Below are 14,697 nucleotides of genomic sequence, written 5' to 3'. Positions count from 1 at the left end.
CATTATCTTTCTGTCGTACATTTTTAATTTGCGAAAAATCAGAACGATTTAATGATTCCGAATGCCTACCAAATTGAAGTTTATTCAGAAAACGATTTTAAATTGTGGAATAGTTTTGTAGCTGAAGCTAAAAACACAACATTTTTATTTCATCGTAATTTCATGGACTATCATAAGGATCGTTTCAACGACCACTCCTTATTGATTTTTCATAATCATGAACTTATCGCTGTATTACCTGCCAATAAAGTAGGGAAGGAGTTACATTCCCATCAAGGATTAACCTATGGAGGACTTGTTGTTGATGCTAGAGCAACTCTAGAAGCGTTTGAGCATATTTTTCTAGAAATTTTAAACTATTTAAAAGCTAATGCGTTTAAAACCCTCGTGGTAAAGCAACTTCCAGATTTTTATTATACACAGCCTTCGTTTCAATTAGACCTTAAGAAAATGTCATACAAGGTTTATAAATCTAATATGACATTAGCTATAGATTTGAAGGGTGATTTAAGTTTTCACAAGTCTAAATTTAAGAATTACAGAAAAGCTGTTAGAAATAAAGTTGAATTAAGAGAGAGCCAAAGTTTTGAAGACTTTTGGAATACTATTCTTATCCCTAAGTTAAAAAACAAGTACAATTCTAAACCGGTTCATACACTAGCGGAAATAAGTTATCTAAAAGATAAATTCCCTGAACATATAAGACAATTTAATGCCTATTTAAATAATGAAATCATTGCCGGAATTACGATTTTTGATAAAGGCAATGTTGTTAAATCACAATACGGAGCGGCTTCTCAAATTGGTGAGGACAATAAGGCTACAGATTATTTGTTTATAGAATTAATAAATACCTTTAAAAAGGAAGGTAAAGACTACTTTTCAATGGGAACAGTAGCTGACGATAGCGAAAAAGGTTATAATGAAGGTATGCTGAAACAGAAACAGGAGTTAGGCTGTAAGGCTTTTACCCAAAATATCTACAAGATTGCTTTATGATAGAGTTTTTGAATTTACATAAAATTAATGCCAGACATGAAGAGGAGTTTAAGAGCACATTTGACGCGTTTATAGATTCTGGTTGGTACATTTTAGGCAATAAGGTAAAACAATTCGAAAATGACTATGCTCTATATTGTGGAACTAAGTTTTCTGTAGGTACAGCAAATGGTTTAGATGCTCTAACTTTAATTTTTAAAGCATTCATTGAGCTAAAAAAGTTAAATGAAGGTGATGAGGTTTTGGTACCAGCGAACACTTATATAGCGTCTTTCTTATCTGTAATACATGCTAATTTAAAACCAATTTTTGTTGAGCCAGACCCAAAGACGTTTAATATATCTACAGATACGATTCAAAAACATATAACTGCAAAAACTAAAGCCATTTTAGTTGTGCATTTATATGGGCAATTAGCAGATATGCAAGCTATAAATAACATTGCCAAATTAAATGAGTTGTTAGTTGTTGAAGATGCTGCTCAGGCACATGGAGCACAAACAAAAAATGGACTAAGAGCTGGTAATTTAAGTGATGCTGCAGGATTCAGTTTTTATCCCAGTAAAAATATAGGAGCATTAGGAGATGGTGGTGCTGTGACGACTAATAATGCAGAATTGGCAACTATTATTCGTAAGCTTAGAAATTATGGGACATCGTCTAAATATGTCAACGACCTTATTGGTATTAATTCGCGTTTAGATGAGATTCAGGCTGCGTTTTTAAGTGTTAAGTTGTCGCATTTAGATAAGGATAATGAAAGACGTCGAAGTATCGCCAAAAAATACCTGTCAAACATTAAAAATAAAAAAGTAATACTGCCGTATTATGATGGTGGAAAAGGTCATGTATTTCATGTCTTTGCTGTTCAGGTAGAAGATAGGAAAGCTTTCACTGAATATCTTACAACTAATAAAATAGGATTCTTAATTCATTATCCAAAGCCACCACATCAACAAGAGGCTTTAAAAGAATTTTCCAATTTAGACCTACCTATTACGGAAGAAATCCATAGATCTATAGTAAGTATACCTATCAGTCCGGTAATGACTGACGAAGAAGTTATAGAGGTCATAAAAACAATCAATTCTTATTAAATTTCTATCGAGTTGAAAATTGTTATAATCATTATACTCGCATATAAGGTGTGATAGTATATGACTTAACCGATTTTTGTTTATGCATATCACAATTCATCCAAATTATAGTATCTTAGGACTTTTAAGAATTGATTATTTAGGGTTAAATCATAGTTTTTGAATGATAAATAAGGTAGTCACAAAATTGTTCTTATTATTCCGAGAATTGACCTATAGTTCTTTTTCTAATTGTAGGAACATTACTGGTAAGTTTAAAGCTATACAACCTGTAGTTCTTAGAGGAAAAGGGAAGATTAATTTTGGCAAGGGAGTGACTTTTGGTATAATGAATTCACCTCATTTTTTTAATACTTATGCTTACGTAGAGGCAAGAGGGGAGGATTCGATAATTACAATAGGTGATAATGTTCATATTAATAATGCGTTCTCTGTTACTTCTGAAAGAGCGATTACGATTAAAAACAATGTATTAATAGGTTATAATTGTAGCATTGTAGATAGTAATTTTCATGACTTAAATTCAACAAAACGATCCCTTACAGATCCTAATCCACAGCCTGTTATCATTGGTGAGAATGTTTTTATTGGTAATAATGTCTCGATATTAAAGGGACTTACTATTGGAGATAATAGTGTAATTGCGTCTAATGCAGTTGTCACAAAAAGTTTTTCATCAAACGTCGTCATTGCAGGTATACCAGCTAAAATTATAAATAAAATAGAGGAGTAAAACATAGTATATGGAAGTGCAATTGATAGATTTGCCAAAAATTGAAGATAGACGAGGGAATATTTCGGTAATCGAAAAAGAGTGTTTACCATACGAGATTAAGCGTGTTTATTATTTATATGATGTGCCTAGTGATGCTTACAGAGGTGGTCATGCACACAAAGATCAAAAAGAATTTTTAATTGCGTTAAGCGGAAGTTTCGAAGTATTGTTAGATAATGGTGTGGATAAAGAAATTGTTATGCTCAATAAACCTTTCCAAGGACTTCTAATACTAAATGGTATTTGGAGAGAGTTAAAGAATTTTTCATCCGGAAGTGTATGTTTGGTGCTATCATCTGATGTGTATATTGAAAACGATTACATCAGAAACTATAATGAATTTTTAAATTTCGTTAAAAGCTAATTATCCAGTTATTCCAATATTTTAAAAAGAAATATTGTCGCCCTAAATTACTACGCATTGAAAAAGTTTCTACATTATATAAATACTGAAGTCTTAGTTAAATCTGCAAACCTAAACACGGCAAACATTAGTGTTAAGCTAATAGCAGGACTTATTATCACAAAATTCATTGCGGTTTTTATTGGGCCTGAAGGCATGTCTCTAATCGGAAATCTTAGAAATTTTCTTAGTGCAGTACAGTCATTTGCCATCGCAGGTTTATACCAAGGCGTGGTTAAATTTATTGGTAGGTTTAAAAATAATGTTGTTGAACTGACCAAAACAATATCTACCGTTTTTTACTTTGGGTTTTTCTCATCAATGCTATTGTCATTTTTGTGTTATTATAATGCAGAATATGTAAATGACCTTATTTTTCTTTATAATGATTACACCTATGTCATAAAATATTTAGCGCTGGTTCTTCCATTTTATGCGTTGAATATGTTTGTGTTTTCAATAATGAATGGGTTTTCAAAATATAAAATCCTATTGATTATAAATATTATTGGGCAGGTATTAGGCTTACTAGTGACACTCCTGCTCATTTGGCAAAATAATATTGATGGAGCATTGGTAGCTGTGGTTATTACTCCAGCGCTAAATCTCCTTATTACAATCGTCGGGATTTTGTACAGAAAAAATCTAATGTCTTCCATTAAGATTAGTAGTTTCAATTTTGGTACTTTAAAAAACTTAAGTCCTTACATGACTATGGCTTTGGTTTCTACCATAGCTATTCCTATTGTCTTAATTATTATACGGAATTATCTCATTACTGAAATTGGTATTAAAGAAGCTGGTTATTGGGAGGCAATGAATCGTATATCTGACTATTATTTGATGTTTATTAATTCTCTTGTAACGCTATATATATTGCCTCGTTTTGCAGAATTAAACTCTAAAAAAGCGTTTAGAAAAGAGGTTTTTAATTTTTATAAAACTGTTATGCCATTATTTGGTGTGCTGTTGCTGATTATATATTTTACCAGAGCTTATGTAGTAAGTTTTTTACTTAATGACGAATTTAGACCTGTTGAAGACTTATTTGGCTATCAAATATTAGGTGATTTTATGAGAGTCTTATCTATGGTAATTGCCTATCAGTTCTTGGCTAAGAAAATGTTTGCTCATTTTATTATTCTTGAAATATTCTTATTTGTAATAATGTATTTTTCGAGTATTTATTTAATCGATGTATTTGGCCTTAAAGGTGCTGTAATGGGTCATTGTTTAAGTTATTTTATGCATTTTGCAATAATATTACTAATATTTGGAAGTTCTCTCTTTGGTGTATTAACCGAAGACGATAAACGCCAATATTAAAACCGACTAAGTGAAACTTCCAAAATTTATAGGAAACAACCTTGTATTGAAGATAACCTCTTTAAATGCAGTTGTCATTACAATTAGATTGGTAGTTTCCATATTTATTCAGCGACTTTTAGCTATTACAGTTGGTGAAGCAGGTATAGCTAGTATTGGACAAGTCAGAAATCTAATTGCCATGCTAACCAGTACCTCAACACTAGGCACTTTTAGTGGTGTTGTAAAATATGTAGCAGAATTTAAAGACGATAACCCAGAATTAAACAAGTTTTTTTCAACAGCTACATTATTTGCCTTAACCGGAACCGTTATAAGTGCACTCACATTATTTTTTGGTGCTGGTTTCTTTTCAAATTATGTGTTTAATTCAGAATCGTATATCTACGTATTTCAATTATTAGCGGTAATAGTGCCTTTTATTGCCATTAATAGAATGGTAAGTGGTGTTGTTAATGGCCTGTCAGATTATAAACGCTATGCAAAAATTGAATTAGTTAGTTATCTATTGGCAACAGTGGCTATATTAATTGGATTATATAGTACTAATTTAAAAGGTGTCATAATAGCCATTGCAATTGCACCAGTCATTCAGCTCACAGTTTTAGGATTTGTTTTTGTAAAGGTGCTAAAAAAATATCTTTACCTTAAAGGGTTAAACTTTAGTTTAGGATATAAAAATCAGCTGCTTGCATTTACCTTAATGTCATTTGTGTCGGCATTTTTAATCAACTTTATTGAGTTAGATATTAGAACATTGGTAACCAACAAAATAAACATTAATGAGGCTGGTTATTGGACAGCAATTACCTTTATTTCTAAGAACTATATGGTATTTGCCACTGGCTTATTTACATTGTACGTATTACCAAAATTTGCCAGTATTCATAGTAAATCCGAATTTATAAAAGAAATTTTACACATTTACAAATCAATTCTACCATTATTTGGTTTAGGAATGATTCTGGTATATTTACTAAGATCGTATATTATTAAAATAGTATATCCAGAGTTTGAGGGTATGGAACCCTTATTTAAATGGCAGTTGCTTGGTGATTTTATACGTTTGGCAGGTTTAGTTTTGTCATATCAGTTTTTAGCTAAAAAACTGGTGCGTAGTTTTGTGTTTACAGAGTTGATATCACTTGCTTTATTTTACATTTTAACTCAAATATTTTTAACAGATTATGGCACTGAAGGTGTGGTTATTGCACACTTCGTGAGATCTATTATTTGCTTTATCATCATTGCCTTATTAGTTTGGATTAATATGAATAGAATACAACCTAAAGAGGCTTAATCATTTTTTTGCCACAGTTGTAAATACTGTTTTGCACAATCTAAATGATTATGATATTGTTCTACAAATTTTCTTCCTCTGAGCGAAATATCTTTGATTTTTTCAGGATTATTAATTAGCCATTCTAGTTTATAAGCAATTTGCTCAGCATCAGGTAAAGCATTTATGGCTACCTTATCTTCCTTAAGATCATAATAATCTAACCACTCTTTTTCGGCACCAGTGAATACAACTTTACCTTTAGCCATGGCTTCTAGTGCGTTGAATCCTTGGTCATAAGCATAGACCTGGTCTAATAAAATATGCGCTTTGTCAAAACGCTTTATATATTCTTTATAGGGTAGGTTTTTTGCAATTACAACGTCAATTTTGTCAGCATATTTATCAGAAATGATCTTAAGCGCAGCATCAAAAATATCATTACCTTTTTTATAATAGTTAAAAGTGTTAATCCCATGAAATATAATAATCTTATCGTCTATCAAAGGCTCTTTGTAGGTTAATTTAGATAAATTAATAGCATGTGGGATCATACCCAAATACTTCGGATAATCCAATAGTGGTAGATGATAATCAAGATCATTAGAAATGACTCCTTCAATAGTCTTAAAAATATGATGATGTAATTCTATATGCTCTTCTGACAAATAGCTCAGTGCTGGTGAGAAATCAGATGGAGAGCCTCTATGTTCAAAATATGGCGTTAAAACAGAATATCGAAATTTTTTATCAAACGCATATTTTACGCTGGGATAATCTAATCCGGCAGAAAGTAAAAATACACGATTATTCCATTGGCTTATCCAATCAAAAATTTGTTTTTGGTATCTGCGATCAAAATCAAAAGGTGCTTCATTTACAAACTGAACAACATTAAAACCAGATAGCTCACTTCGCTTTGCTCTAATTTGCTTTTTGATAGAAATCGCTGATATGTCAATTCTAAACAGCTTATAAATTAAAATCCTTAGTTTTTTTTGAAGGGTCGATCTAAAAGGATCTATTAATTCAATATCAACATCTACTTTTTTAAAACCATCTCTATGACTAACAACTATGCAGCGATGACCAAGTGCTTCTAGCCCAAGTTTAATGTTCCATTGTGCTCTATTAAACTCGCCAAAAAGTAAAACCTTTAGTTGTTGATTTTTCATTTAATATATTTACGCCGTATTTATTAACTATGCAAAGTAAACATAAAAAAAGAATCTGTATTGTATCTAGATCTCTCAGCGAAGGTGGAGCCGATCGAGTAGCAGCCATGCAGTCCATATTTTTGCATAACCTTGGTTATGAGGTTTACATAGTAACTGTGCTGAATAGTATTAAATATCCTTTTAAAGGAACGCTTTTTAATTTAGGAGAAATTAAAGAAAAAAATGACTCTGTTTCTGGACGTTTCAATCGTTTATTACTTTTTAGAAAATTTCTCAAAACTCACAATATAGATGTGGTGATAGACCATAGAGTACGGATTAAATCGCTGTCTGAGTGTATCATTTCTGGGTTTATTTACGGTAGAAATGTTATTTATATGGTACATAATTATACCATTGAAAGGTATTTTCCGTCAATAAAATGGTTCACTGAACTTTTCTACAAAAAGGCTTTTAAAATTGTTGCTGTTTCAAAAGGAATAGAAACGCTTATCAAAGAGAAATATGGGTTCACCAATATAACCACTATTTATAATCCTATAGATATCGATTACATCAATAATTTGAAATCTGAAAACATAGCTATTACTTCCCCATTTGTATTTTGGTATGGACGGTTTGAAGAAAAACAAAAACATCTGTCTTTATTGCTAGAAGCTTATAAGAAATCGGACTTGGTGAAATACGCAACGAAACTTGTCCTAATGGGAGATGGAAAGGATAAGGATTTCATTATAGAAAAAATTAATGCCTTACAGCTAGAAAATTCAGTTGTTGTATTGCCATTTTCTACCAATCCATTTGCCTATATAAATGCTTCAAAATTTACAGTTTTATCGAGCCGTTATGAGGGTTTTCCTATGACAGTTTTAGAATCTATGACGTGCGGTGTACCCGTGGTTAGTGTGAAATATAAGAATTATGAATATGGTATTATTAAAGATGGTTTTAACGGATTACTGGTTGATAATAATCCAGACTCCTTTAGTAATGCGATGAATCGGTTTTTTGAAGACGAAAACTTATATCAAAACTGTAAGTTGAATACGTTAAAAAGTATAGAACCTTATTTGGTTGCTTCTATTTCAAGAAAATGGGAAGTTCTCTTAGACTCTATATAGAAATTCACAAAGATATTTTATCATTAGTTAACGCTTAAAAAGCGATAAATACAGTTTATTTGAGATAATAAATGGTCGTATTTTGTTAAGTGGTGCAAGTATAAATCCAGGTAAGTTTAAAAAGGTCTTTTGTTTAAAAGATAAATTGTTCTTATTGATTAGTTTGATGGTCTTTCTGTAAATTTCTAACTCACCATGTATTTTAGTTCTTAAAGCTAAACCATATCGTTTTTTATCGAGATAACGCTTAAGATTTTGATTGTCATTTTCGTAAAATACAAATGAACTAAACAATGCAAACCTGGCTTCGTTATGTTCAGATTTTGATAAGCTATCAGTAATAGATTTATTATAAATCATGGTTTGTTCAGGATGAAAAATAATAGTGTCTTTTAGAGCTATTCGTATCCATAAATCTAAGTCTTGACCTGTAATATAAATGGGATTAAACATACCTATGTCTAAGAATTTTTGTCTGGAAATTGCAGATGCTGACGTCCAAACAACCGTATCTTTCAAACTCGCTAAAAAGAAATCTTTTAGCAGCATTGGAGTATTGGCATATTCAAAATTTAATTGTGCAGGTTTAGTGTAGTTTCCGTTATAATTAATTTCGTAATTACTACAATACAATCCAGCATCAGGAAAGGCTTGAATACTTTGATTAAGTATTTCTAAATGGTTGTTTTTCCAGATGTCATCTGCATCTAAAAAAGCTATGAATTCACCTTTAGCAAATTTTACTCCGTTATTTCTGGCGATGCTAACACCAGAATTTTCCTGATTGAAAATAGAAATTTTATTTGAAGAAATAGCTTCAACAATACCCACGCTATCATCTGTAGAACCATCATTGACCACAATGACGTCATAATCGTTAAACGATTGCTGCAATACACTGTTTATGCAGGCTGAAATATATTCGGCTTTATTATAAAGTGGTATAACAACGGAGAAAAATGGCATTTAATGATCTTCAATTATATAATCTGCAATGGCACGAGATGATTTTAGATTTTTATCACTAATAGTACCATCCAAAAGTACCTTATTAAATAGCAAGGCCTTAAAATTATCGATATTAATTTTATTAGGCTGGTATTTTAAAGCAGACTCTAATACTACTTTCAATTCGTCTTTACTTTTAAGTTTTAAAACAATCTTTTTATCATCATAAAAGGCATTGCCTAAAACAACTACTGTTTTGTAATTTAAAAGGGCTTCTATTCCTACTGTAGAATTATTTACGATAACAACTTTAGCTGTTTTTAATGATTCATCTAAATTCGTTAAGTTATCGATAAGAATATTGTTCTTAGAAACAAAATCATAGAGCTCAGATTCATATTTTTTAATGTACAGAGGATGTTCCCTTATTACTAAATCTATTCCTTCAGGTAAATTTTTATACACTGATTTTACGATATCCAAGTGCGTTTTAAAAAAAGGACTATGACAAATCATATTAACATCCAAAGGTACTTGCAGGATAAGTAAGTAAATCGGTTTATGCAATGTACTTGAGTGTTCCTTATTTATTATCCACCTTTTGGATGTATAGCTATTTATATCTGTAAATTTTAAATCGGGAGGATAGAAACGAGTTTTTTCAAAAAGTGACTTAATTATCATATCTAACCCTCTATACAGTGGTGATCTATTGTATTTTTTAGTCTTGTTAATTACAGCAATAGACGAGAAATTAGCATCTTCTTTTAAGTCTAAAGTTTTAAAATCTTCACGTATACTAATGTTGGCGTTTACACCTTTATTATCAAAAAATGTAGTATTAAAAGGTCCTTGTTCTATATAAAAAACTGTGATATTTTTTAGCTTGGCTAAAGCGATACCTATTTCTATACACATTCTAGAATCACCTATACTAATAATATAATCTGGCTGAAATTTACTGTAAATAGTGTCAAAAACATCTATATAAGCCAAAGCTTGCAGTTGTAAGGCCTCAGTTGAGATACGGTCATCTAAGGCAACATGAAACTTAGTTAAATTATTAAAATACAGACCTTTATACTGGTCTTGAGTTTCAATAATTTCCTTATAATGATTTTTATTTTTTCTAGCTAATCTCCAAGCCTTTAGAGAAATCCAACTACTAAATTTAAATCTCAGAAAAGTGTAGAGAAACCCACTAAAGTAAAGGCTATAAATTTTAACTATTATATGGCCTGTATATTTGGTCTTCAGGTTACGCTCAATATCAAGATAAAATCTAGAAAATTTGTCGAATGTACTAAAGCAGATAATCTTCATTTATAGCTAACGTTGGCTGAACGAATTAATTTGAGTACAATGTAATTAATTTATAAATGATGCTCAAAGACTATAGCTTTAATTGAATTTAATTTAAATTGCGGTAGTATAAATAGTTTTTGATTTGGATATAACTTCAGAAGAATTAGTAAAGCATATTTGTGATAAAATAAGGGCACAAAAAGAAGATCTTGTGGATTCCTATAATTCTACAAAATCAAATATAGGTCACTTTTTTATAGATAATCTATTACCTGAAGATATTGCGACAGAATGCTATAAGGTATTTCCAACTGAAGATGACATGCACTGTTTAAATAGTATTAGAGAATACAAATACGTTTCTGCGCAGATGAACAAGCATCATCCTTTATTGGAAAAAGTATTGTATGCATTTCAACACAAAAGCGTGGTGGAGTTAATTGGTGACATCTGCAATGTGAATACACTTTTTGCAGATAAAACACTATATGCTGGCGGTTTGTCTAAAATGGCGAAAGACAATTTTTTAAATCCACATTTAGATAATTCTCATGATGCCGAAAGAGAGCGATGGCGCGTATTTAATTTGTTGTATTATGTTACACCAAATTGGGAATTAAAGGATGGTGGACATTTAGAGCTTTGGCCAAATGGACCAAAAAAAGAGCCTGTTGTCATTGAGAGTAAATTTAATCGCCTGGCAGTTATGGCCACTCATGATACATCTTGGCATTCTGTAAATAAAGTAAAGTCAGAATCGGCTGCTAGATGTTGTATTTCTAACTATTACTTTAGTCCAGATCCTTTAAAGGAAACCGACAAGTTTCATGTGACTAAATACAGAGGTAGACCAGAAGAAACCTTTAAGAATATTATTTTAGATATTGATGCAAACTTACGAATGTTACTAAGGAAAATATTTAAAAAAGGAATTAGAAAAAACCCTCATATTTATAAGGATTAAGACGCATCTTAAATATTTAAATAAGGATTATCTAATACACGTTTTGATTCATCTCTATTTGTATTAAATCGATAATCATGATCTAAAACATGTAAAAAGTAAATCTGTTTTATCCAATTCGAATTTTTAAATAGGCGTTTATTTTCCAAAAAACGGTGATAAGCAATATTACGCAACTTATTTTCTTCATTAAATTCTTTAATGGCGAGAAGTTCACCACATTTATTATTATGGTTGTCCATAAAAATATCATCGAAATATATATAGGTTAGTGGCAGAAATGATTGCGCGTCATGTTTAAACAATTCAAAAACATCTTTTGTAGAGCTGTAATAATCTACATCAATAGATACAAATCCAATAGGTGACATTTTAGACTTTTGCTTTAAATAGTCTCGTAATGTTTCTTTTATTGGGCCAATAAAAAGATGGGCTTTACCATTGATTTTACCTTCCAGTAATTCCCTATTCATAGGAAAATCACCAGTATTATAATATTCAGGATGATCTCTGTAATCTATAGGTTCTGGCATGCCTTCACCAGTATCAAAACCATAGATGTTTATTTTAACTTTAGTGGTTTTGCTAACTCTTTCAGCAATCTTTATCATATTCATTAGTCCACTGCCATGGGCAACACCAAACTCTAAAATATCGATTTCATTAAAACCTCTTTCTTTAGCTTCGTCTGCAGCTTTTAAAATACTGAATGCGTGATGCGGTCTTAAAATTAAATCATAAAATACTTTACGTCTAAAGGATCCAAAAATATAGATAAAAAGACTTATAAAATTTAAATGTAAAGGTTCAGAAAGGCGTTCTTTATAGATTCTATTCCAAATGCGTTTTTTCGATAAGCGTTTAAAAAGAAAACCCATAGTTATTGTTTTCTCTGTACGACTTCAAAAACTTTATTTTCGTTGCACTTTAGTGTTTTACTCGGATACTTTAAAAGCAATGCATAATCGTGCGTTGCCATTAAAATTGTATTCCCATTTTTGTTAATGTCTTGTAGAACTTCCATGACTTCAATACTGGTCTGTGGATCTAAATTTCCAGTTGGTTCATCAGCTAAAATTAACTCTGGATCGTTCAATAAGGCTCTGGCAATAGCAATACGTTGTTGTTCGCCACCAGATAACTCGTGCGGAAATTTGAAACCTTTCGTCTTCATGGCAACTTTATCCAAAACCGTTTCAATTCGGTCTTTAATTTTATCTTTGTCTTTCCAGCCGGTTGCTTTTAAAACAAACTCTAAATTTCCGTTGATTGTACGGTCTGGTAATAACTTAAAATCCTGAAAAACAATACCAAGCTTACGTCTTAAAAATGGGATATCCTTTTCTTTCATAGTTCTTAAGTTAAAATCTACTACAGAACCTTCACCTTCGGTTAACTCTAAATCTCCATAGAGTGTTTTCATAAAGCTACTTTTACCACTCCCAGTTTTACCAATTAGATATACAAAATCACCTTTTTGCATTTCAAAATTTACATTAGATAGTACCATACTTTCTCCTTGAAAAATCGTAGCATCTTTTAGTTGTAAAACTGTTTCGGACATATTTTTTTGTTGTAATTTAGATTAATGTAAATGTATTGTTTAAAAAGACAATTCCCAAATACCAATTATAAAATAGCATGGAAATTGAAAAGTTATATTCATGAGACATTTAATTACTATATTTCTATTCTTGTTTGTTTCCAGTTCGTTAGCGCAGCAAGAGTTTCATGTGTTCCCGATAGATGCAAATGATATCAAAGGTTCTCCTTATGGCGATGGATCTTTATCTAATCCTTGGGATTTACAAACTGCCTTATCTCAATCTTCAAAACGTGTAAACGGTGGAGATATTATTTGGCTTCATAAAGGGATTTATACTGGTCGTTTTAAAAGTAAGCTACAATCTACTATTCAGAATAAATATGTAACTGTTTCTGCATATAAAAAAGATAAAGTTGTTTTAAACGGAAATGTGAGTTCAACAAAGAACTATGTCTTGGAGGTTAAAGGAAAGAATGTGATTTATAGAAATTTTGAAGTTACTTATCTAGGCGAATTTTCAAGAAATGGTACTGATGGTAGTTTGCCATCTCTCGAAAGTATTAACCATAGTTCTGGTGAAGATTGTAAGTTTCAAAATTTAATTATTCATAATGTTCCTGGTTTAGGTTTTGGTTCTTGGAAAGCTACTGGAAGTACAATTATAGAAGATTGTATTATCTATAACAATGGTTTTTTAGGTGCAAAACGTGGTGTAGGTGAAGGTATGTATGTTCAGAATTATAGTGATAAAATACGTTTGATAAGAAATATTATCATTTTTAATAACTATTACAAAGGCATTGAAGTTTGGTCTGCAAGTTCAGGCAGAAAAAGAGAGTTTGTAAAGCATATAGATGTTGTTGATAATATCATTTTTAACAGCGGAATACCATCTGGTGGTCATCGTGGAAATATCATTGTAGCTTCTAATGATAAAGAAGGTATTAATGTAGCGAAGCATATAAATATTAAGGGTAATGTACTTTACCATAATATAGACTTAATAAGTCATAAAAACTCTGGTAAGGCAGCTTCATTAACACTTGGTTTTATTAAAAATTCATTGGTAGAAGATGTTAGCGTTACCAGTAATTATATCATAGGCCAAAATAATGCGTTCAATATTTATCATGCTAAGAGTGCTAATATTCAAAATAATACAATCTATGCTGGTTATATACACTTTCAGCCTTCATCTCTTGCTGGATTGAAAACAAAAGAAATCCTGCTAAATAATAACCAATATTTTACTAAGAATAGTACTGCATTTAGAATTGCCAAGGATAAGGATTATCGTTTTTCTGAATGGCAACAATCCTTTGGATTAGACAGTAACAGTAAATGGCGATTGCGACAGAACTTTAAGAGTAATACAGTATTAAAAGTTGTGCCACTTAGCTCAAATTCTAATCACTTCAATATTGCTTTGTTAGATAAAAATGGCGAGGATGTATTGGTAGATTTTCGCGATTATGAGATTGAAGAAGGGATGCAATACAAGATTTATGATATTGAAAATAGAAGCGTTGTTGTAAAGTCTGGTGAAGTCGGTAAAGACTTAAAAATAGAGTTCCCAATGGGTTTGAAAGCCATAAAAATGCTATTACATAATACAAAAGCTAAGAAATCGGCAGACAACTTTGGTGTATTTAGAATTGAGTTTGAAGCAGTGAAGAAAAAGAGAGGATTTTTTGAGCGCTTATTCAGATGGTTATTTTAACATTTAATAGCACTGTTTATAATTATACAGAATTTC

Annotated in this window: 14 protein-coding genes; 9 read left to right on the top strand and 5 right to left on the bottom strand. The window is 31.1% G+C overall.

Going from position 1 to position 14,697, the window contains the following annotated elements; genetic code table 11:
* The first annotated feature begins 51 nt into the window (after positions 1-51).
* The 6 genes from ACTG3Y_RS04215 (at position 52) to ACTG3Y_RS04190 (ending at position 5,900) form a co-directional block, all read left to right on the top strand.
* Positions 52-999, top strand: coding sequence for a FemAB family protein (locus tag ACTG3Y_RS04215; RefSeq protein WP_439151677.1), 948 nt, complete (start codon positions 52-54; stop codon positions 997-999).
* 8 nt (positions 1,000-1,007) lie between these two features.
* Positions 1,008-2,096, top strand: a complete 1,089-nt coding sequence (locus tag ACTG3Y_RS04210) for a DegT/DnrJ/EryC1/StrS family aminotransferase (protein WP_439151676.1) — start codon at positions 1,008-1,010, stop codon at positions 2,094-2,096.
* A gap of 163 nt (positions 2,097-2,259) precedes the next feature.
* Positions 2,260-2,829 (top strand): acyltransferase, encoded by a 570-nt coding sequence (locus ACTG3Y_RS04205; RefSeq protein WP_439151675.1) that lies wholly within the window; start codon positions 2,260-2,262, stop codon positions 2,827-2,829.
* A gap of 10 nt (positions 2,830-2,839) precedes the next feature.
* Positions 2,840-3,235 (top strand): sugar 3,4-ketoisomerase, encoded by a 396-nt coding sequence (locus tag ACTG3Y_RS04200; protein WP_439151674.1) that lies wholly within the window; start codon positions 2,840-2,842, stop codon positions 3,233-3,235.
* A gap of 57 nt (positions 3,236-3,292) precedes the next feature.
* A complete protein-coding gene (locus tag ACTG3Y_RS04195) occupies positions 3,293-4,600 on the top strand; it encodes an O-antigen translocase (RefSeq protein ID WP_439151673.1) in 1,308 nt (435 codons plus the stop codon).
* 10 nt (positions 4,601-4,610) lie between these two features.
* A complete protein-coding gene (locus ACTG3Y_RS04190) occupies positions 4,611-5,900 on the top strand; it encodes an O-antigen translocase (protein WP_439151672.1) in 1,290 nt (429 codons plus the stop codon).
* Here the strand turns inward: ACTG3Y_RS04190 and ACTG3Y_RS04185 are convergent.
* Positions 5,897-7,054, bottom strand: a complete 1,158-nt coding sequence (locus ACTG3Y_RS04185) for a glycosyltransferase (protein ID WP_439151671.1) — start codon at positions 7,052-7,054, stop codon at positions 5,897-5,899. The two genes, ACTG3Y_RS04190 and ACTG3Y_RS04185, sit on opposite strands and share 4 nt — an antisense overlap.
* 29 nt (positions 7,055-7,083) lie before the next feature.
* Between ACTG3Y_RS04185 and ACTG3Y_RS04180 the strand changes: the two genes are divergently transcribed.
* A complete protein-coding gene (locus ACTG3Y_RS04180) occupies positions 7,084-8,178 on the top strand; it encodes a glycosyltransferase (protein WP_439151670.1) in 1,095 nt (364 codons plus the stop codon).
* Positions 8,179-8,205: 27 nt separating this feature from the next.
* On the opposite strand, the gene ACTG3Y_RS04175 is transcribed toward ACTG3Y_RS04180, so the two are convergent.
* Together ACTG3Y_RS04175 and ACTG3Y_RS04170 are read right to left on the bottom strand one after the other, a co-directional pair.
* On the bottom strand, positions 8,206-9,144 hold the full coding sequence (locus ACTG3Y_RS04175; RefSeq protein ID WP_439151669.1) for a glycosyltransferase family 2 protein: 939 nt from the start codon (positions 9,142-9,144) through the stop codon (positions 8,206-8,208).
* Positions 9,145-10,449, bottom strand: a complete 1,305-nt coding sequence (locus ACTG3Y_RS04170) for a capsular polysaccharide export protein, LipB/KpsS family (RefSeq protein WP_439151668.1) — start codon at positions 10,447-10,449, stop codon at positions 9,145-9,147. It abuts the gene before it with no gap.
* A 124-nt stretch (positions 10,450-10,573) separates the two neighbouring features.
* On the opposite strand from ACTG3Y_RS04170, the gene ACTG3Y_RS04165 reads away from it, so the two are divergent.
* Positions 10,574-11,395 carry a 2OG-Fe(II) oxygenase gene (locus tag ACTG3Y_RS04165; RefSeq protein WP_439151667.1) on the top strand — a complete coding sequence of 274 codons (822 nt, stop codon included), beginning with the start codon at positions 10,574-10,576 and terminating at the stop codon, positions 11,393-11,395.
* Between the two features lie 8 nt (positions 11,396-11,403).
* Here the strand turns inward: ACTG3Y_RS04165 and ACTG3Y_RS04160 are convergent, their stop codons facing one another.
* Together ACTG3Y_RS04160 and ACTG3Y_RS04155 are read right to left on the bottom strand one after the other, a co-directional pair.
* Positions 11,404-12,273 (bottom strand): hypothetical protein, encoded by an 870-nt coding sequence (locus tag ACTG3Y_RS04160; RefSeq protein WP_439151666.1) that lies wholly within the window; start codon positions 12,271-12,273, stop codon positions 11,404-11,406.
* Positions 12,274-12,275: 2 nt separating this feature from the next.
* Positions 12,276-12,959, bottom strand: coding sequence for a cell division ATP-binding protein FtsE (locus tag ACTG3Y_RS04155; RefSeq protein WP_439151665.1), 684 nt, complete (start codon positions 12,957-12,959; stop codon positions 12,276-12,278).
* Between the two features lie 100 nt (positions 12,960-13,059).
* Between ACTG3Y_RS04155 and ACTG3Y_RS04150 the strand changes: the two genes are divergently transcribed.
* Complete coding sequence (locus tag ACTG3Y_RS04150; RefSeq protein WP_439151664.1) at positions 13,060-14,661, top strand: hypothetical protein; 1,602 nt, start codon at positions 13,060-13,062, stop codon at positions 14,659-14,661.
* Positions 14,662-14,697: the final 36 nt, after the last annotated feature.

It is taken from the genome of Winogradskyella sp. (assembly GCF_965656915.1).
In the GTDB taxonomy this organism is placed as follows: Bacteria; Bacteroidota; Bacteroidia; order Flavobacteriales; family Flavobacteriaceae; genus Winogradskyella.
Note: the sequence above shows the minus strand (reverse complement) of the source record. Positions and strands in the feature narration are given on the sequence as shown.

Bases quoted from the DNA above. Each gene is read 5' to 3' on its own strand.
- ACTG3Y_RS04160 (WP_439151666.1), bottom strand. From the start codon at position 12,273: ATGGGTTTTCTTTTTAAACGCTTATCGAAAAAACGCATTTGGAATAGA.
- ACTG3Y_RS04155 (WP_439151665.1), bottom strand. From the start codon at position 12,959: ATGTCCGAAACAGTTTTACAACTAAAAGATGCTACGATTTTTCAAGGA.
- ACTG3Y_RS04205 (WP_439151675.1), top strand. From the start codon at position 2,260: ATGATAAATAAGGTAGTCACAAAATTGTTCTTATTATTCCGAGAATTG.
- ACTG3Y_RS04180 (WP_439151670.1), top strand. From the start codon at position 7,084: ATGCAAAGTAAACATAAAAAAAGAATCTGTATTGTATCTAGATCTCTC.
- ACTG3Y_RS04170 (WP_439151668.1), bottom strand. From the start codon at position 10,449: ATGAAGATTATCTGCTTTAGTACATTCGACAAATTTTCTAGATTTTAT.
- ACTG3Y_RS04175 (WP_439151669.1), bottom strand. From the start codon at position 9,144: ATGCCATTTTTCTCCGTTGTTATACCACTTTATAATAAAGCCGAATAT.
- ACTG3Y_RS04215 (WP_439151677.1), top strand. From the start codon at position 52: ATGATTCCGAATGCCTACCAAATTGAAGTTTATTCAGAAAACGATTTT.
- ACTG3Y_RS04185 (WP_439151671.1), bottom strand. From the start codon at position 7,054: ATGAAAAATCAACAACTAAAGGTTTTACTTTTTGGCGAGTTTAATAGA.
- ACTG3Y_RS04200 (WP_439151674.1), top strand. From the start codon at position 2,840: ATGGAAGTGCAATTGATAGATTTGCCAAAAATTGAAGATAGACGAGGG.
- ACTG3Y_RS04150 (WP_439151664.1), top strand. From the start codon at position 13,060: ATGAGACATTTAATTACTATATTTCTATTCTTGTTTGTTTCCAGTTCG.